13 protein-coding genes are annotated in these 17,080 nt (G+C 68.7%); 3 read left to right on the top strand and 10 right to left on the bottom strand.

The genetic code is table 11. From position 1 onward, the window contains the following. The 8 genes from DTA22_RS06415 to DTA22_RS06380 form a co-directional block, all read right to left on the bottom strand. Window positions 1-3,263 (bottom strand): glutamate synthase central domain-containing protein (locus tag DTA22_RS06415; protein WP_255309416.1); only part of this gene is annotated, 3,263 nt, incomplete at its 3' end. A gap of 378 nt (window positions 3,264-3,641) precedes the next feature. After that, a complete protein-coding gene (locus tag DTA22_RS06410; RefSeq protein ID WP_112298818.1) occupies window positions 3,642-4,037 on the bottom strand; it encodes a nitroreductase/quinone reductase family protein in 396 nt (131 codons plus the stop codon). Between the two features lie 44 nt (window positions 4,038-4,081). Continuing rightward, window positions 4,082-5,461, bottom strand: coding sequence for a dicarboxylate/amino acid:cation symporter (locus DTA22_RS06405; RefSeq protein WP_037226783.1), 1,380 nt, complete (start codon window positions 5,459-5,461; stop codon window positions 4,082-4,084). A gap of 190 nt (window positions 5,462-5,651) precedes the next feature. Then, window positions 5,652-6,638, bottom strand: coding sequence for an isopenicillin N synthase family dioxygenase (locus DTA22_RS06400; protein WP_112298817.1), 987 nt, complete (start codon window positions 6,636-6,638; stop codon window positions 5,652-5,654). A 31-nt stretch (window positions 6,639-6,669) separates the two neighbouring features. Further along, window positions 6,670-7,158 (bottom strand): GNAT family N-acetyltransferase, encoded by a 489-nt coding sequence (locus DTA22_RS06395; protein ID WP_112298816.1) that lies wholly within the window; start codon window positions 7,156-7,158, stop codon window positions 6,670-6,672. 209 nt (window positions 7,159-7,367) lie between these two features. Then, the gene (locus tag DTA22_RS06390) at window positions 7,368-8,864 is read right to left on the bottom strand and encodes an aldehyde dehydrogenase (RefSeq protein WP_174233746.1); all 1,497 of its coding nucleotides are present in this window, start codon (window positions 8,862-8,864) and stop codon (window positions 7,368-7,370) included. A 35-nt stretch (window positions 8,865-8,899) separates the two neighbouring features. After that, on the bottom strand, window positions 8,900-9,265 hold the full coding sequence (locus DTA22_RS06385) for a cupin domain-containing protein (protein WP_112298815.1): 366 nt from the start codon (window positions 9,263-9,265) through the stop codon (window positions 8,900-8,902). Window positions 9,266-9,273: 8 nt separating this feature from the next. After that, window positions 9,274-11,391, bottom strand: a complete 2,118-nt coding sequence (locus DTA22_RS06380; RefSeq protein WP_112298814.1) for an oxidoreductase — start codon at window positions 11,389-11,391, stop codon at window positions 9,274-9,276. A 229-nt stretch (window positions 11,392-11,620) separates the two neighbouring features. On the opposite strand from DTA22_RS06380, the gene DTA22_RS06375 reads away from it, so the two are divergent. Continuing rightward, window positions 11,621-13,162 carry an APC family permease gene (locus DTA22_RS06375; protein WP_037226790.1) on the top strand — a complete coding sequence of 514 codons (1,542 nt, stop codon included), beginning with the start codon at window positions 11,621-11,623 and terminating at the stop codon, window positions 13,160-13,162. An 86-nt stretch (window positions 13,163-13,248) separates the two neighbouring features. Continuing rightward, window positions 13,249-14,175, top strand: a complete 927-nt coding sequence (locus tag DTA22_RS06370) for a LysR family transcriptional regulator (RefSeq protein WP_037226791.1) — start codon at window positions 13,249-13,251, stop codon at window positions 14,173-14,175. Here the strand turns inward: DTA22_RS06370 and DTA22_RS06365 are convergent. After that, the gene (locus DTA22_RS06365; protein WP_112298813.1) at window positions 14,172-15,380 is read right to left on the bottom strand and encodes an enhanced intracellular survival protein Eis; all 1,209 of its coding nucleotides are present in this window, start codon (window positions 15,378-15,380) and stop codon (window positions 14,172-14,174) included. The two genes, DTA22_RS06370 and DTA22_RS06365, sit on opposite strands and share 4 nt — an antisense overlap. 119 nt (window positions 15,381-15,499) lie before the next feature. Between DTA22_RS06365 and DTA22_RS06360 the strand changes: the two genes are divergently transcribed. Then, window positions 15,500-16,177: a hypothetical protein gene (locus DTA22_RS06360; RefSeq protein ID WP_037226793.1), complete on the top strand. Its 678-nt coding sequence runs from the start codon at window positions 15,500-15,502 to the stop codon at window positions 16,175-16,177. Here the strand turns inward: DTA22_RS06360 and DTA22_RS06355 are convergent. Next, window positions 16,135-17,040: a dienelactone hydrolase family protein gene (locus DTA22_RS06355; RefSeq protein WP_037227060.1), complete on the bottom strand. Its 906-nt coding sequence runs from the start codon at window positions 17,038-17,040 to the stop codon at window positions 16,135-16,137. The two genes, DTA22_RS06360 and DTA22_RS06355, sit on opposite strands and share 43 nt — an antisense overlap. Window positions 17,041-17,080: the final 40 nt, after the last annotated feature.

Below are 17,080 nucleotides of genomic sequence, written 5' to 3'. Positions count from 1 at the left end.
ATCTTGATCTCGAGTTCCTCGAGCATCGGGTCGGCGAGGTAGCCGGCCCACACACCGAAGCGGCCGGACGCGAACTGCTTGATCTTGGAACCGCGGATGGTGCCGTAGCGGGAGATGTGCTCGCCGCCCTCACCGCTGTTCGACATGCCGCCGGCCATGTTGGTGCCGTGCGCGACGGCCTCGTGCGCGTTGGAGTTCAACGCACCGTGGCTCATCGCCCCGGACGTGAGGAACGGGGTGATGTCGCTGGCCTTCTGCACCTGCTCGATCGGCAGGCTCGCCGGAGCGGTGCGCAGCAGCGACAGACATCGCAGTGCCTCACCGGACGTGCGCACGACAAGAGCGTCGCCGTCCACGCTGTGCTCGCGGAGGTCGTCGCCGAACCGCGTCGCCAGCGATTCGCCGAGCGCCGCCAGCACCCGGGCCTCGCCCGCGTGGGGACCGGTGAGCCGGAGCCGGAACCGGTCCTCGCCGATGGCCTCGGATTCGAGTCCGCGCACGGCGAAGCTGTTGTTGCCCTTGCGGGAGAAGCGGCCCATCTGCTTGCGGAACTCGGCTGCCGTGGTGAGGAACGTGACGTCGGCAGGCAGATCCAGCACGTCGCGCAGCGCTGCGGGGCGACGGGTGCGCTCCTCGGCCATCGTCCGCGCGAATGCGCGGTAGCCGGGGGTGATCTCGAAGCGGTCGATCGCCTCGGGTGTCAGCTTCTGGAAGCCGGCGTTGCGGTAGGCGTCGTCGTCGAGACCGAACGCGTCCTCGAGCCGGTTCAGCGGCAGCAGTCGCAGCGACTCCGTGTGGTCCTGCGTGCCCGCAGTGTCGAACGAGATGGGCTCCTCGGTGAGGTCGACGAAGCCGCGCACGGCCGCCGTGCCGTACGAGTGACCGGCGCCCTCCGCGCGCTCCTTGAACAGGCCGAGCAGCGGAACGTCCTTCTCCCCGGTGACGGTCAGGGCGCGCTGATGCCAGTCGGCGACGGCCTGCGCGATGACGGCGAACCCGACACCACCCACCGGCGTCTTCACGTTCGCGAAGTAGCGGCGCAGAACCCGGTCGTCGGTGTCGAGGTAGTTGGGTTCGAAGAACTCGCCGCCGATGTAGCTCTCGGCGGTACACAGGCCGACCCGGCCCATCGTCTTCATCAGCGACTTCTCGGCGGCCTTCGCGAACCGCTTGAACGCCACATCCGCCTCGTCGGCGAACTTCTCCTCGGCGCGCAGACGGACGGCGAGCGGGTAGATCGCGGCGGCGCCGAAACCGAGGGCGGCAGCCACGTGGTGCGACGACGAGATCTGACCGCTCTCGGCGACGACGGACACCCGCAGGCGCAGGCCCTCCTCGATCAGCCGCTGGTTGACAGCGGAGATCGCCACGATCATCGGCAGCGCGGCGCGGTCGGTGGCCACGTGACGGTCGGTGAGGATCGCGATGCCGCCCTGTTCGCGGGCGAACTTCTCCACCTCGTCGCACAGCCCGTCCACCGCTGCCTCGAGCGCGGCCGCGTTGGCGGCGGAGTCACCGTGGACGGGGGTGTACAGCATCGGGAAACGCTGCACCGGCGTCTCGGACTGCTTGCGGATCCGCAGCATGTCCATGTGGGTGAGGATCGGCGACGGCACCACGATCTGCGGCGCCGACTGCGCCCCACTGTTCGGCTTGGCGCCCAGCGCGACGCGCAGCGTCATGCCGTCGGCCTCACGGATGCTGTCGAGCGACGGGTTGGTGACCTGGGCGAAACGCTGCGAGAAGTACTTGGCGACCCCGCCTTCCTGATCGGAGAGCGCGTTGATGGCGTTGCCGTAGCCCATCGCGGAGATCTTCTCCTGACCCGACGCGAGCATCGGGTCCATCATGAACTTGAAGCTTTCCTGGTTGTGCGAGTACGCGACGTAGCGCTGGGTGCGCTCGAGGTCGCCGTTGTACCGCAACGGTCCCGGCTCGGCCTCGACCTCGGGCAGCGCCTCGATGGTCCGCCGGGCCTCCGCGACGAGCGTCGGGTAGTCGTTCCGGGAGGCGAGCAGCTCGAGTGCCTCGTCGGTGGAGTACGAGCGGCCCTCGCGGTGGTCGAAGTACAGCATGCCGCCGGCCTCGATGCGTCCGCGGTGCAGGACGGTCGCGGGGTCGAAGTCGATCTGCCCGGCCTCCGACGTGACGCACAGGTACTCGTCCGTCTCCACCGAGCGCAGCGGACGCAGTCCGAGCCGGTCGAGGCGGGCGCCGACGACGGTGCCGTCGCCGAAGATCAGCGCGGCCGGGCCGTCGTTCTTCTCCTCGTACAGCGAGAAGTACTCGAGCATCGCCCGGACCTCGGGCGACAGGGCGGAGTCGTTCTCCCACGCCGGCGGCATCATCGACACCACCGCGGTCACCAGGTCGAGACCGTCCTCCACGACCCGGCTCTGCAGCGTCTGGTCGAGGCGGCAACTGTCGGACTGGCCGTGCGGGCGGACGATCTCCCGGTTACGGGCACGGGCGAGCGCCGTCTCGGACAGGCGGTTCTTCTTGTCCGTGTTGAGCTCACCGTTGTGTGCCATCAGACGGAACGGCTGCGCCATCGTCGGATGCGGATCGGTGTTCGTCGAGAACCGGGTGTGGAAATACAGGGTGTGGACGGCGTGGGCCGGGTCCACCAGGTCGCGGAAGTAGGGCATCACCTCGTTCGAGTTGAGGCGGCCCTTGAGCACCTGGGTGCGGGCGCTGAGCGACAGCGGGTACAGCCCGGCCAGATCGGGCCGGGTGTACGCGACGGCCTCGATCGCGAGCAGGGCCTCGTGGATGCGACGGTCGAACTCGGTCGCGTCGGCGCACGCGTCGGGCGCGGTGAACACCCACTGCCGGATCGGCAGCTGGTGCCGGATGGCGGCGGGCCGGAGCACGGTCGCGTCGACGGGCACGTCACGTTCGAGCAGCACCCGGAAACCCTGGTCGGCGAGAGCCCGCTCGATGACGGCCTCCGCGTCGACGTGGAATGCCACGTCGGTGGGGAGGAAGAAGTTGCCGACACCGAAGCGGCCGGCCTCGAGATCGTCCTGACCGGTCAGGGCGCGGAAGAACGGCACCGACAGGTCGACGCAGACACCGGCGCCGTCGCCGACACCCTCGGCCGACATGCCACCGCGGTGAGGAACAGCACACAGGGCCTCATGGCCCCGGGTGAGGACGTCATGGGTCTGAATGCCGTCCTTGCGGGTGATGAAGCCCACGCCGCAGCTGCTCTTGTCGAGCGTCCTGTCGTACAGGCCGGACTCGGTGGCACTCGTGTTCAACCGACTGTCTCCTCGCGATACTCGCCGAATGTGGGGCCGTGCTGGGCGCACGGGTGGCGTCGGCGAGAGGATCACGGCAGAGAACCGGCCCCGAACCGATACGCCGGTGAGGCAGACGTCGTTGTCTGAGGTGCGGAACCTTCGCAGGTCCGCGCGAAATCGCAGATTAGCCGAGGCTAAGTCTTTACTGCAAGCTGCTCGATTCGCAGCCGACGAGCGGTAGCAAATCCGCGCCGGGCGTGCAGCCGAACGCCGAGTTGCGAACATCACACCTGGCCAGGCCGCTGGTGCGGGTATGCAGATGCACGGACTCTGGTCAGATGCCGACCCTGATGCGGGGTGCGGATGACTATTCGGTGGGCATCTGCGGGGCGGATCTCAGTCGGTGAGATCGATGCGGACGGTCAGCAGGTCGGTGCCGACGGCCCGGACGGCGAGGCTGTTCATCCGGGGAAGCTCCGCCAGCCGGGCGCGGGCGTCGTCGTCGGGGAGCAGCGTGGCGGTTCCCGCGTGCCACCTACCGTGGATCCGCAGGCGAACGGCGTCGTTCGCACGGATGTTGCGGATGTAATTCGACCGCTCACCGAACTCGGACACCAGCCAGAACTCGGTGCCCGTCCGCCGGCCTCCGATGGGTGTGACGCGGGGCTGTCCGCTCACGCGGCCGGTGGTCTCGAGGAGCGTCTGGCTCGACAGTCGCCGGGAGAGCGGGTTGGCGACGTGCCGCTGGAATTGCATGACGATCCGTCGTTTGATCGCGTCGATGTCGGCCATGACGAGAGCCTTCCACGCGGGGAAGGCTCTCGTCGAGCATTTCGCTACGCCGCTGCGACCGCCTCGTCGTCCTCGAACGGGTCGCCGGTCCGCTCCGCGTTGTAGCGGGACTCGTCGAGGATGCCTTCCCGCTTCGCGACGATCGTCGGGACGAGGGCCTGGCCGGTGACGTTGACCGCGGTGCGGCCCATGTCGACGATCGGTTCGACGGCGAGCAGCAGCCCCACACCGGCGAGCGGCAGTCCCAGCGTCGACAGCGTGAGCGTCAGCATGACCGTGGCGCCAGTGGTGCCCGCGGTGGCCGCGGACCCGATCACCGAGACGACGATGATCAGCAGGTAGTCGGTGAACGACAAAGGCACACCGTAGAATTCGGCGACGAAGATCGCGGCGATCGCGGGGTAGACGGCAGCGCAGCCGTCCATCTTGGTGGTCGACCCGAGCGGCACCGCGAACGACGCGTACTCGCGGGGGACACCGAGATTGCGTTCGGTGACCCGCTCGGTGAGGGGCAGGGTGCCGATCGACGAACGGGACACGAAGCCCAGCTGCGTGGCAGGCCACACGCCGGAGTAGAAGGCGCGCACCGACAGCCCGTGCGCGCGGATCAGCACGGGATAGACGACGAGGAACACGATGGCCAGTCCGATGTAGACGGCGGCGGTGAACCAGCCCAGCGAACCGATGGCGTCCCAGCCGTAGGTGGCGACGGCGTTCGCGATCAGCGCGGCGGTCCCGATCGGTGCGAGGCGGATGATCCACCACAGCACCTTCTGCACGATCGCGAGCAGCGACGCGTTGAACTGCAGGAACGGTTCGGCCTTGGCCCCGACCTTGAGTGCGGCGATGCCGATCGCGGCCGCGACGACGAGCAGCTGCAGCACGTTGAAGCTCAGCGACGTGCTGGCGGCGCCCTCGGTGAGGGTGGTCTTCGCGTTCAGGCCGAGGAAGTTGCTGGGCACGAGGCCGGTGACGAACGCCCACCAGGAGCCGGTGGTGGCCGGTTCCTTACCGGTGCCGGTGACGGTCGTGTGTGATCCGGGCTGCGTGACGAGTCCGATGACGATCCCGATGACGACGGCGATGAACGCGGTGATCGCGAACCACAGCAGCGTCTGCACGGCGAGGCGCGCGGCGTTGGCCACCTCGCGCAGGTTGGCGATCGAACTGACGATGGCCGTGAACACCAGCGGGATCACCGCGACGGTCAGCAGTTTCACGTAGCTGGAGCCGATGGTGTGGACGGTTCCGACGAGCCAGTTCTCGTTGCCGTCGGCGGCGACGGGCATGGCGCGGGCGACGAGTCCGAGGATGACGCCGACGACGAGTCCGGTGACGATCTGGGGGCCGAACGAGGTGGCCCACTGGGGTAGTCGGCGTCGAGAGGTGGTCTCGGCGCGCGTGGACAGCGCGGGACTGGGCATGGGTGTGCCTTTCGCATGGGGCCGCGGAACGTCGCCCGGTGGGGCGGATACGGCGAGAGAGAGTCCTGAGTGGAGAGGTGCGTCAGCGCGAGCGCGGACAGATTGCGCTCGCCTGAAGGCGGAGGTCGACGTAGCGCCGAGAGGTCAGGAACAACACTGCGCGAACAATACTCCCGGTGGCGGAGGGCGTTTACTCCGGTTCCGCCTCGCCCGGATACCAGCGCGCGTAGACGTCGGGGTGCGCGCGGGTGCGGCTCTTCCACGCGTTCTCGCCATACGTGCGATAGAGCGGATTCGCCGGATCGAGTTCGATGCCGCGGGCACGTTCGGCCAGGTGTGGCGGCAGCTCGATGGTCGGGACCGTGGCGTCGAGAGCGGGATTGAGGAAGTACGGCACCGACAGCCGCTCGGGCGCACCGGCGGGCGTGAGCACCCGGTGCCGGGTGGCCCGCAGATATCCGCCGGTCGCGACTTCGAGGAGTTCACCGATGTTGACGACGAACGAGCCGGCGCGGGCCGGTGCGTCGATCCAGTTGCCGTCCTCGGTTTCCACCTGCAGTCCCGACGACCCCGGTTCGAGGAGCAGCATCGTCAGCACGCCCGAATCCTTGTGGGCACCGACCCCTTGCTCGCCGGTGTGGTCGGCGCTCGGCCGTTCCGGATAGCGGACGACCTTGATCAGCGTGGCGGGGGCGTGCGCGAAGGCGTCGTCGAAGATCGCCGGGTCGGCGTCGAGCGACGCGGCCCAATTCCGCAGCAGTCGCATCCCGACGTCCGCGAGCGCGGCGTCCAGGGCCTCGATCGTCTTCTCGAGGTCGGGGAGATCGGCGGGCCATTGATTGGGACCCTGCAGCCGCAGGTAGTCGGCGGCGCCGGGGATCGGCTGCCGTTCGGGACCGATGTCGATCTGTTCCCGCCAGTCGGTCTCGCCGTTGGTCAGTTCGCCGCCCACCCGGTTGTAGCCACGGAAATGGGGGCTGTTCAGCATCGCGATCGACTGCTTGGCGTCGTCGGGCAGGGCGAAGAACTCCCGCGCGACGGTGAACACCCGATCGAGCAGCTCCCGGTCCACACCGTGGCCGTCGAGGTAGAAGAACCCGACGTGATGGGTGATCTCCCGCAGCCGTTCCCGACCGGCCGGGGTGTCCAGTTCGGCGAGATCGATCACGGGGAGCATTCCTCCACGGTATCCCCGGGTGGTCGCGGTGTCAGGTCTCCCGGCGCCGCTCGAGCAGGACGCTGTCGTGCCAGACGCCGTCGATCTGCGCGAGCCGCTCCCGGACCCCGACGGTCCGGTAGCCGACTGCGTGGTGCAGGGCGATGGACCCGGTGTTCACCGCCAGCACCGACGCCTGGAGCGTCCAGATGCCCGAGAAGTCGGCCTCGTCGATGAGCCGCTGCATCAGCGCGGTCCCGACGCCCGCCCCGCGGAACTCTCTGGCCGTGTACACGGAGTTCTCGGCCACCCCGCGGAAGCAGCGCCGGGAGGACGCGGGGGACAGGGCCGCCCATCCGGCGATCGTCCCGTCCACCTCGGCCACCCACCGGTGTTCGTCCAGCCAGCGTGCGTCCAGTTCCGGCCGCGTCGGGGTCTGCGTGTCGAACGTCGCCCGTCGTGTCGCGATGCCCTCCGCATAGATCCGGAGCACCGACCCCCAGTCACTCGTGTCGAGTCTGCGTACGGTGATCGACGGCATCGTGGAGGTGTGGCCGTGAAGTGCTGGGAGACAACGCAATCGAGGATCGGGTTCCGAGGGGACGAGGGCAAACATGGCGCCAGCTTAACGTCTCGACGGGCTGACGTGGGGTGCCACGTTTCGGGGCGAATGTACCCGCGGGCGCCTCGGCAGCGCCGAGGGGTACATTCGCCCACCGAGGTCGGGGGGTGAGCTCGGTGTCGTGACCCTCACTGCCGCAGCCGGATCCAGGTTGTCTTGAGCCCGGTGTACTTGTCCATCGCGTGCAGGGAGAGGTCGCGGCCGAACCCGGACTGTTTGAATCCGCCGAACGGGGTCTGCGCGCTGATGGCGTCGACGGTGTTGACGGAGACGGTTCCCGCTCGCAGCGCCGACGAGACGCGGTGGGCCCGGTTCAGGTTCTCGGTCCACACCGAGGCGGCCAGACCGTAGATGCTGTCGTTGCCCATCCGGACGGCCTCGGCCTCGTCGGTGAACGTCTGGACGGTGAGGACCGGTCCGAACACCTCCTGGGTCACCACCTCGGCCGTCGGTGCGACGTCCGCGAAGATCGTCGGTTCGACGAAGGATCCCCGGCCGTCGACGGTGGTCCTGTTGCCGCCCAGCAGCACACGGCCGTCGGGCCGGGCCCGGTCGATGAACCCCGCGACGGTGCGAGCGTGGTTCTCGTCGACGATCGCGCCCAGCGTCGACGCGGGATCGAGCGGATTGCCGGGGCGGATCGACGACGCCCTGCGGACGAGGGCCTCGGTCACCTGTTCGGCCACCGACGCCTCGACCAGCAACCGGGAGTTGGCCGAGCACACCGCGCCCTGGTTGTAGAACGCGCCGAAGACCGCCTTCTCCACCGCTTCGCCGAGATCGGCGTCCGCGAAGACCAGGTTGGGGCTCTTGCCTCCGCATTCGAGCCAGACCTGCTTCAGATTCGAGTCCGCCGCGTACCGGAGGAACCGCTTCCCGGTCGCGGTCGAGCCGGTGAAGGCGACGACGTCGACGTCCGGATGCAGGCCCAGCGCCGCCCCGGCGGTGGCGCCGAGCCCCGGGACGACGCTCAGTACTCCGTCGGGCAGCCCCGCCTCGGTGGCGAGTTCGGCTAGTCGCAGCACCGACAGCGGGGCCTGCTCGGCGGGTTTGAGGACGACGCTGTTGCCCGCTGCGAGGGCAGGCGCCAGCTTCCACACGGCGAGGTCGAGTGGGAAGTTCCACGGGACCACCGCCCCGACGACCCCGAGAGGTTCGCGGGAGACGAGGGCGAGACTCCCGGGTTCGGTGGGCGCGATCTCCCCGCCGATCTTGTCGAGGGCCTCGCCGTAGAATCTGAAAAGCTCAGCGGCCGAGGGGACGTCGACGGTCAGCGCCTCCACCACGAGCTTGCCCATGTCGAGGGAGTCGAGCAGGGCGAGCTCGTGACGGTGCTCGAGGATCAGCTCGGCGAGCCGGAGCAGGACCCGCTTGCGGTGGGACGCCGGGCTCCGCGACCAGACGCCCGAGTCGAACGCCTCCCGCGCAGACCGCACCGCGGCGTCGACGTCCGGGGCGTCCGCGGCCGCGACCCGTGCCAGCAGCTCACCGGTGGCCGGGTTGATCGAGTCGAACGTCTCGTCCGACTTGGCGGGACGGAACGCGCCGTCGATGAAGAGCTCCCGGCGCGGCGTGATCGCCGCGGCGAGCCGGGTCCAGTCGTCGAGTGTGGTCGGGTCAGGCATCGTCATCCCTCGGGCTCGAAAGTGGTGGTGTGCGATCAGGGAACATAGATGGCGAACTGTTTGAGCAGGGGCTCGTCGACGCGGTACTCGCCGCGCCACCCCTTGGTCAGGGTGAACGCGTCGCCGGGTCCGAAGGTGTGTGAGGTGCCGTCGTCCGCTGTCAACGTCACCGAACCCTCCAGCACCCGGGTGTATTCGTCGCCCGGGTAGCACTCGATGTACTCGCGATACGGCTCCGCGCGCCACGAGCCGATGGTGAACTTCTCGTCCCCGCTGCGCAGGTGGACCATTTCGTGTTCCTTCGGATCGCCCGCCTGGAGCGTGTCCGCGGTGACGTACGCACTGGGTGTCATCGCCGCGATGTTCCGGGCGTCGGTCGGGATCGGGTGCACTGCGGTCATGGTGTTCCTCAGTTCTGTGCGTTGGCGAGTGGGGGGACGGAGAATGTTTCGACGGGTTCGATGGACAGTCCGGTGACTTCTCGTCGGAAGGCGACCGGGCCCGGGGCGGGTGGTTCGTCCAGTTCCTCGGCGTACCGGTGGCCGGACCAGACCGCTGCCGCGATCGTGGACGGCGCCCAGGCGTCGCCGATGCCGCGGACACTGCGCAGGTCGGCGTCGGCCCATTCGGATTCGCGCGACCGCAGTTCGTGGAACAGCCCGTCCTTCGGAAGCCGCGCGGTGACGAGGACGACGCTGTCCGCGTCGACGAACTGCTCGTCGCCGGTGAACGCGCACACGGTGCGCACGCCCTGCGGGGTGACCGCGGTGACGGCACGGTTCACCTGAACGTGCACACCGGCCTTGATGATTCGCTTGCGGATGCGGACCACTTCCATGGTGTTCGTCGTCCACTGCGACACGTGCGCGGCCGGCGTGATCAGGGTGACGTCGAATCCCTCCTTGGCGAGGAGTTCGGCGACGACCGCACCGAGGTAGTAGTGGTCGTCGTCGAAGATCACGACCTTGTTTCCCTGGGGGCGGAGCCCGGCCATCACGTCGTCGGGGGTCAGGACGTCGGCGTGCTCGTCGACGGGGACGGCGTGGGTGTGCCAGCGGCCGACGCCGTCGCGGCGCCAGTGCGAGCCCGTGGCGACGACCACGTGGTGGAAGTCGTTCTCGATGACGTCGTCGGCGGTCATCTCGCTCTCCATGAACACGTCCACGTTGGCGAGCTTGCGAAGTTGCTGTTCGCGGTAGTCGACCACGCGGATCCACGCGGACAGGCCGGGCAGTCTGGACTCGCGGGTCACGCGACCACCGAGTTGCCTGCTCGCCTCGGCGAGGCTGACGTTGTAGCCGCGTTGCCCGAGCGCACGCGCCGCCTCGAGTCCGGCGGGGCCGGCACCGACCACGAGGACGTTCGAATCGGTCGAGCGGACCTTGATCCGCTCCGGGTGCCACCCGCGCCGGAACTCCTCGCCCATCGTCGGGTTCTGGGTGCAGCGGATCGGGGACATCGTGAAGTCACCGGAGACGCAGATGTTGCAGCCGATGCACTCCCGGATGTCCTCGAGGTTCCCCTCCTCGATCTTGCGCGGGAGGAACGGGTCGGCGATCGAGGGGCGGGCGGCCCCGATGAAGTCGAGGATGCCGCTCTTGACCTGATGCAGCATCGTGTCGGGTGAGGTGAAGCGGCCGACACCGACGACGGGTTTCGTGGTGAGCTGCTTCAGTCCGCGGACGTACGGTTCCTGCTCCGCCTCCGGGCCGAACCGTGAGGTGACGGAGTCGTCCTCCCAGCTGCCGAGCACGAAGTCCCACAGATCGGGCGTCTCGCCGAGCAGGCCGATCACGTCCTCGATCTCGCTGCGGGTGATCCCCTCGTCGCCGAGGAGTTCGTCGACCGAGATGCGGCACGCGACTGCGGCCTTCCCGTCGGCGACCTCACGCGAATCCTCGAGGATCTCGCGGAGCAGGCGAACCCGGTTGGTCAGGCTGCCGCCGTACTCGTCCGTCCGGTTGTTGTAGCGGCGGGACAGGAAGTGGTGCAGGCCGCCGATCGCGTGCCCGGCGTACACGTAGACGATGTCGTATTCGGCCTTCAGCGACCGGCGCACCGCCTCCTTGTGCCAGTGCCGGAGGTCGGCGATGTCCGACTTGGTCATCGCCCTGGCCTGGACGGGGTCGTAGTTCCAGGAGACGACGGGCAGATTCTGCGGGCCGAGCGGGGTCTCGCGGCTGATCAGGTTGGGACTGTTCAGGCCGTTGTGGGCGAGTTCGATGCCGGCGAGGGAGCCGCCCTCGTGAATCTTCTCGGAGATCCTGGTCAGGGCGGGCAGGTCCTGGTCGTCCCACAGGCGCAGTTCGATGAACGGGCCGATGTCGGAGGTGGGGTGGATCTCGACCTGCTCGGTGCAGACGACGGCCCAGCCGCCCTCGGCCTTGACGCGTCGCATGTAGGCCTCCCCGGACGGGTCGCGGTAGCCCATGCCGTTGCAGTGCGGGACTTGGAAGAATCTGTTGCGGGCGGTGACCGGTCCGATCTTGACCGGTTCGAAAAGGATGTCGTATCGCGGATCACGCACGGTGGGTTCCTCACGCTGTCGGTTCGTGCAGTGCCAGAATCGTCGGTCCGCGCGGCCACAACAGTCAACAGGATCTTTTCGTGCCACTGCATCAGTTATTCAGATGCCAATTCGGCGGCCTCCACATCTGGAGAACTGATGCAGTACCCCTGATCTTTGTGCTGTACAGATTTGCCGAGCGCGGACGAGAGTAGTGACCGGCATCACTGCGACGTGAGAGGCATGATCGATGAGCGACAACACCCCCACCGCCCTGGCGGACGAACAGACACAACACCTGAAGAAGTCACTCGGCCGTTTCGACATCGTCTTCCTCATCGTCGCGGCGGTGGTGTCGGTCGAGGTTCTCGGTCAGGTCTCCACCTTCGGCGCGGAGACGTTCACCTGGGCACTGGTTCTCGCGGTGTTCTTCCTGCTGCCGTACGGCCTGATCTTCGCCGAGATCGGCAGCACGTTCACCGGCGAAGGCGGTGTGTACGTGTGGGTCCGGAGAGCGTTCGGCCGGCCCCTCGCCGCCCTCGCGTCGCTGCTGACGTGGGTGACGCAGCCCGTGTGGGTCGGTGGGTCCATGGCGTTCATCGCCGCGGAGACCTGGAACCACTACGTCTCTGCATTCGAGGAGGGGTCGGTGACGGACTACCTGTTCAAACTGGTCTTCATCTGGCTGACGGTGCTCGCGGCCGTCGTGAGTCTGGCTCGCGGCAAATGGATTCCGACGGTCGGCGCGTTCCTCAAGATCGTCTTCCTGCTGTTCTTCCTCGTCACCACCGGCATCTACGCCGCGAAGAACGGTTTTGCCGGCATCTCGGCGGGCGACTTCAGCCCCACCCTGACCGGGCTACTCGGCGTGACGCCGCTGCTGCTGTTCTCCTACCTCGGGTTCGAATCCGGAAACAGCGCCGCCGGGGAGATGAAGAACCCGGCCCGCGACGTCCCGATCTCGATCGCCCGCGCCTGCGCCATCGCCGCCGCGTCCTACCTGCTGCCGATCTTCGCCATCCTGCTCGTCGTGCCCGCGGACGACATCACCGGTGTCGGCGGACTTCTCGAGGCGGTCGCGACCGTCTACAGCGTCTACGGTCCCGCCGCACCCGCCATGCTGACGGTGACCGGCGTGATCTTCGCGGTCATCCTCATGACCCAGGGTGCGGCGTGGATGATCATCAGCGACCGCATGCAGGCGATGGCGGCCGCCGACGGCGCGTTCTTCGGCGGATTCTTCGGCCGATTCCATCCCCGCCTCGGCACGCCGGTGCGCGTCAACTTCCTGTCGGGGCTCGTCGCCACCGTCTTCATGATCGCGGCCATGCAGATCACCGGCTCCGGCGGTTCCATCTTCGCGGTCGTGCTCACCATCTCGATCTCGACGTTCCTGCTCAGCTACCTGATCGTCATCCCGTCGGCGATTCGCCTGCGCACGCGTTTCCCGGACGTCGTGCGGCCCTTCCGGGTTCCCACCGGAAACGCGGGCTTCCGCGTCCTCGGCATCCTCTGCTTCGCGTGGGTGCTGCTCGGTTCCTGGGTGGCGGTCTTCCCCGGCACTCTGGAGTCGGTGTTCGGCCTGGAGTACGACTTCGAAGAGATCTGGGGAGTGAGCCAGGGGACGTTCGAACTGTTCACCCTCGGGACGCTGGCCGTGCTCGCGCTCCTCGGCGCCGTCGGATACGTGCGCGGCAGGTCCGTGCGGTCCGCGAGTGGCCCCAGCATCGCGCGGGCGGACGGCCCCGGCTCGGAGCCGGACCCCGGCCTCGTGAAGGCCGACGCCCGCTGATGGTGCCGCGGCCACCGCGTGTGTCGTGGGTGGCTCCCCGGTCGGAGACCTGCAATCCTGGTGGCCTCAGATCCCGAGGAGAGCGCATGCAACGACGACCCGACGTGACGTTCACCCAACTCAGGTACTTCGTCGAGGCCGCGAACTTCTCCAGCATGACGAAGGCCGCCGACGAACTGATGGTCGCGCAGTCGGCGGTCTCGTCCGCGATCTCCCAGCTCGAGCACCAGATCGGCACCCAGCTGTTCATCCGGCAACGATCCCGCGGGCTGGTCCTCACCGCGGCGGGGGAGGAGATGCTCCGCGACACCCGCAGCGTCCTCGCCCACCTCGGTGAGGTTCTCGACGCGGCGCGCGGCCACGAGGACAACGTCCGGGGAACGGTGCGCCTGGCCTGCTTCGTCACCCTCACCCCGTTCATCCTCCCGACGCTGATCTCGGACCTGCGCGATCAGCATCCCGATCTGGAGGTCGAGGTCGTCGAGACGCAGGCGGAGGCGGTGCGGGCGGCGCTGCGGAACGGCACCGCGGAACTGGCCCTCACCTACGACCTCGCGCTGGGCGAAGACATGGAGACGGAGACGCTCGGGGTGGCCCGACCGCACGTCATCCTTCCGCCGGACCACCGGCTGGCCGGCCACGATGCGATCACCCTCGCCGACCTCGAGGGCGAACCCATGGTGTTGCTGGACCTGCCGAGCAGCCGCGACTACTTCCTGGCGATGCTGTCGGCGGCGGGGGTCACGCCGGTGGTCCGGTACCGGTCGGCGAGCTACGAAACGGTGCGCGGACTCGTCGCCCGGGGCCACGGCTTCTCGATCCTCAATCAGCGGCCCGCCGAGGGCCGGACGTATGACGGCGGACGGGTCGCGACGCTGCCCATCGCCGACGACGTTCCCGGCCTGCCCGTGGTGCTCGCCCGGCTGAAGGGTGTGCGGAGCACGGCGCGGGCCCGGGCCGTCGCCGAACGGGCGCGCGCCGTGTTCGCGAAACAGGCGGGTTCGGGCCGCTAGAACGGCCACCCCATCTGGGCGTCGCGGTCGGCGCCGAAGGCGTGGTCGACACGGTCGAGGACGTCGGGGTCCGCAGCCTGCAGCCGGTTCGCGGCCGCGAACGTGCGTGCCCGGTGGGCGCCGAGGTACAGGCTGCCCAGCACGTCCAGGTCGAGCACCACCTGAGGGGTCGAGTCGGTCGGGATGCACATCGCGGTGCCGTCCCGCACGGTCAGTGCGAACCGCCCGCCGGCGTCCAGGAACCCGTCGTCGACCTGGATCACGACGTCGAGGTCTGTTCGGTACCTGCGGGCCTCGAGTGCGGCGGGCACGTCCATGATCCGGACCCACAGCTCGTCGTGGCGCGAGGTGGTCCGCACCAGCCGGCCGTCGGTCAGCAGATACGGCAGTGGGTCCTCGGGGGTGAGGTGCGTTTCGATGCGGCGCACGAGGTCCAGGCCGAGGAGCGCCCGCCACAGCGCGGCATGCGCGTCGCGCGTGACCGTGCGGATCTCCTCCACCCGGGCGACGGTTCCGTTGTCGCCGGACATGCGACGGTAGAGCACGTAGCCGTCGTCGTGCACCAGCCCGAACAGGCTTGTGCCGCCGCCACGTTCGCTTTCGCGGTCGGCGAAGATCCGATTCCACACGATCCCGGGCCGGACCTGCGCCCCCGGGGTCACCCGTTGCCAGCGGTCGTAGACGTCGGTGAACGCGACCCGGGCCTCCGCGGGATGGACCATCCGCACACCACCCGGGTCCGGTGCCCTCGGGTGCGGCACGGCGAACCGGCGGTCGATGCTCGACGTGGTCTCGACGGTCGCGGGTCCGTACCCGAAGCGCCCGTAGATCCCGCCCTCACTGGCCGTGAGCAGCGACAGCGGGACACCCGACGTCCGGATGCGGGCGTGATGTTCGGTGTAGAGCGCGCGCAGGAGGCCACGGCGTCGGTGGGTGGGGGCGACCGTCACCGCGGTGACGCCCGCCGCGGGAACGCCCTCGCCACCGGGAACGGTGACGGTCATGGGGATGTCCATGGTGGCGCCGACCACCGCGTCCTCGTCGACCGCGATGATCGGCGGCGCGCCGCTGACGAGCTGCCGCCAGTGGGCGGTGAACTCCTCGTTCTGCGGTGTCACGAAGCAGATCTCGTTGAGCAGGGTGATCTTCGGCCAGTCCTGTTCGGTCGCCGTTCTGATCGTGATGCCGGCGGTGGTCGTCGTCATTCCCCGACACTGGCACACCCCACGTCGACTCGCAGCCGAATTTCGGCGTCCGACCTTGACCCGGTGCGCGCTTTCGGAGAGTCTGAAACCTTGCCGACCCGTGAGGGGGTGACGTCACGGTGTCGAGCGACCACACCTCGTCCGCGCCGCGCCGAACGCTCCGGCTGCGCCGCGAGTCCTGGGGATTCGTGATCGGCTCCTTCCTGTTCGGGCTGGCGGCCACGCGGATGTACGGGCAGGCGGTGGGCCCCGAGATCGACAACATCACCTACTTCGTCGGGTCGCTCTTCTTCACCACCGCCGGATTCATCCAATTGCGGCTCAGTGGGAGGCCGGTGCCCGGGGAGGAATCCGCGACGGTCGAACGCTACGACTGGTGGGCGGCGCTGATCCAGTTCGTCGGCACCCTGCTGTTCAACGTGAGTACCGGGGTCGTGCTGATCCAGAGCCTTACCGTCGAACAGGACCGGGTGTGGGGGTGGCGTCCCGACCTCTTCGGGTCGACGGCGTTCCTCGTCGCCAGCGGTCTGGCGGTGGTGGCCACCACCGAAACCGACAAGCTGTGGGATCCGCATGCCCGCAACTGGCGCAGCACCTGGCTGAACATGATCGGGTCGGTGGCGTTCGGGGTGTCCGCGGTCGGCGCGTACATCGTGCCCGGCACCGACGCGCTGAAGAACCCGACGATCGCCGATCTGGGCACGTTCGTGGGCGCGGTCTGCTTCCTCGTGGCCGCACTGCTGATGCGCCCGCCTCACCCCAGGTATTCGCCGAACCAGGCGAGGACACGTTCGTAGGCCTCGGCTGCCGCGGTCGCGTTGTAGCGGGGCCCGGTGTCGTTGAAGAACGCGTGATCGGCACCCGGAACCGTCACGATCTCGTGCGGTAGCCCCGCCTTCGCGAGTGCGGCGGCCGCGGCGTCGCGGGACGCGTTCACCCGGGCGTCCATTTCCGCGTAGATGGCGAGGACCGCGGCCTTCGACCCGGAGAAGTCGGCGCCCTCGGGGAGGGGACCGTAGAAGGGGACCGCCGCCGCCAGCCGCGGCTCGCCGGACGCGAGGAGTTGCCACACCATCCCGCCGCCGAAACAGAACCCGACCGCCGCGATCTTCTCGTCCGGCACCCGACGCCCGAGTTCGTCGATACCGGCCTTCATGTCGGCGACGAAGCGCGCAGGCGGCACGGTGGCCAGCGCGGCGGTCGCCTGCGCCTGATCGGTGAACGTCGCGGTCCCGCCCTCTTCCGAGAGCAGGTCGAGGGCGAGCGCGGAGTAGCCGGCACCCGCGAATCGGCCCGCCACCGAACGGATGTGGTCGGTCAGGCCCTTGTTCTCGTGGATGACGAGGACCGATCCGCGGGGCGAGGCCGCGGCGGCCCACGCACCCTGCAGGACCCGGCCGTCCGGGCCGGGGAACGTCACGGCTTCGGTCCCGACGGCGTCGGCCGCTCCCGGTGGCGGGGGCGTCGCTCCGCCGGGTGTCACCGGCGCCGAGGTCGGCGACTCGTCGCTGTCGGTGGAACATGCGGCGAGCAGCGAGGACGCCGCCGCCACGCCGAGACCGATGAGGCCGAGTCTTCGCAACGCCTCGCGGCGGGACAGCAGCCCGTCAGCATGGTCGATCGCGATCTCTTCGGCGATATAGCGTTGCAGTGGCGTCATGATCGTCCCCGTCCGCATCGGCTGATGTAGGGAATTATCC

The organism is Rhodococcus wratislaviensis (genome assembly GCF_900455735.1).
Lineage (GTDB): Bacteria > Actinomycetota > Actinomycetes > Mycobacteriales > Mycobacteriaceae > Rhodococcus_F > Rhodococcus_F wratislaviensis.
Note: the sequence above shows the minus strand (reverse complement) of the source record. Positions and strands in the feature narration are given on the sequence as shown.

Excerpts from the sequence above, each read along its gene's own strand:
- DTA22_RS06370 (WP_037226791.1), top strand. The coding sequence starts at position 13,249 with ATGCAACGACGACCCGACGTGACGTTCACCCAACTCAGGTACTTCGTC.
- DTA22_RS06355 (WP_037227060.1), bottom strand. The coding sequence starts at position 17,040 with ATGACGCCACTGCAACGCTATATCGCCGAAGAGATCGCGATCGACCAT.
- DTA22_RS06400 (WP_112298817.1), bottom strand. The coding sequence starts at position 6,638 with ATGCTCCCCGTGATCGATCTCGCCGAACTGGACACCCCGGCCGGTCGG.
- DTA22_RS06405 (WP_037226783.1), bottom strand. The coding sequence starts at position 5,461 with ATGCCCAGTCCCGCGCTGTCCACGCGCGCCGAGACCACCTCTCGACGC.
- DTA22_RS06365 (WP_112298813.1), bottom strand. The coding sequence starts at position 15,380 with ATGACGACGACCACCGCCGGCATCACGATCAGAACGGCGACCGAACAG.
- DTA22_RS06375 (WP_037226790.1), top strand. The coding sequence starts at position 11,621 with ATGAGCGACAACACCCCCACCGCCCTGGCGGACGAACAGACACAACAC.
- DTA22_RS06385 (WP_112298815.1), bottom strand. The coding sequence starts at position 9,265 with ATGACCGCAGTGCACCCGATCCCGACCGACGCCCGGAACATCGCGGCG.
- DTA22_RS06410 (WP_112298818.1), bottom strand. The coding sequence starts at position 4,037 with ATGGCCGACATCGACGCGATCAAACGACGGATCGTCATGCAATTCCAG.
- DTA22_RS06395 (WP_112298816.1), bottom strand. The coding sequence starts at position 7,158 with ATGCCGTCGATCACCGTACGCAGACTCGACACGAGTGACTGGGGGTCG.
- DTA22_RS06390 (WP_174233746.1), bottom strand. The coding sequence starts at position 8,864 with ATGCCTGACCCGACCACACTCGACGACTGGACCCGGCTCGCCGCGGCG.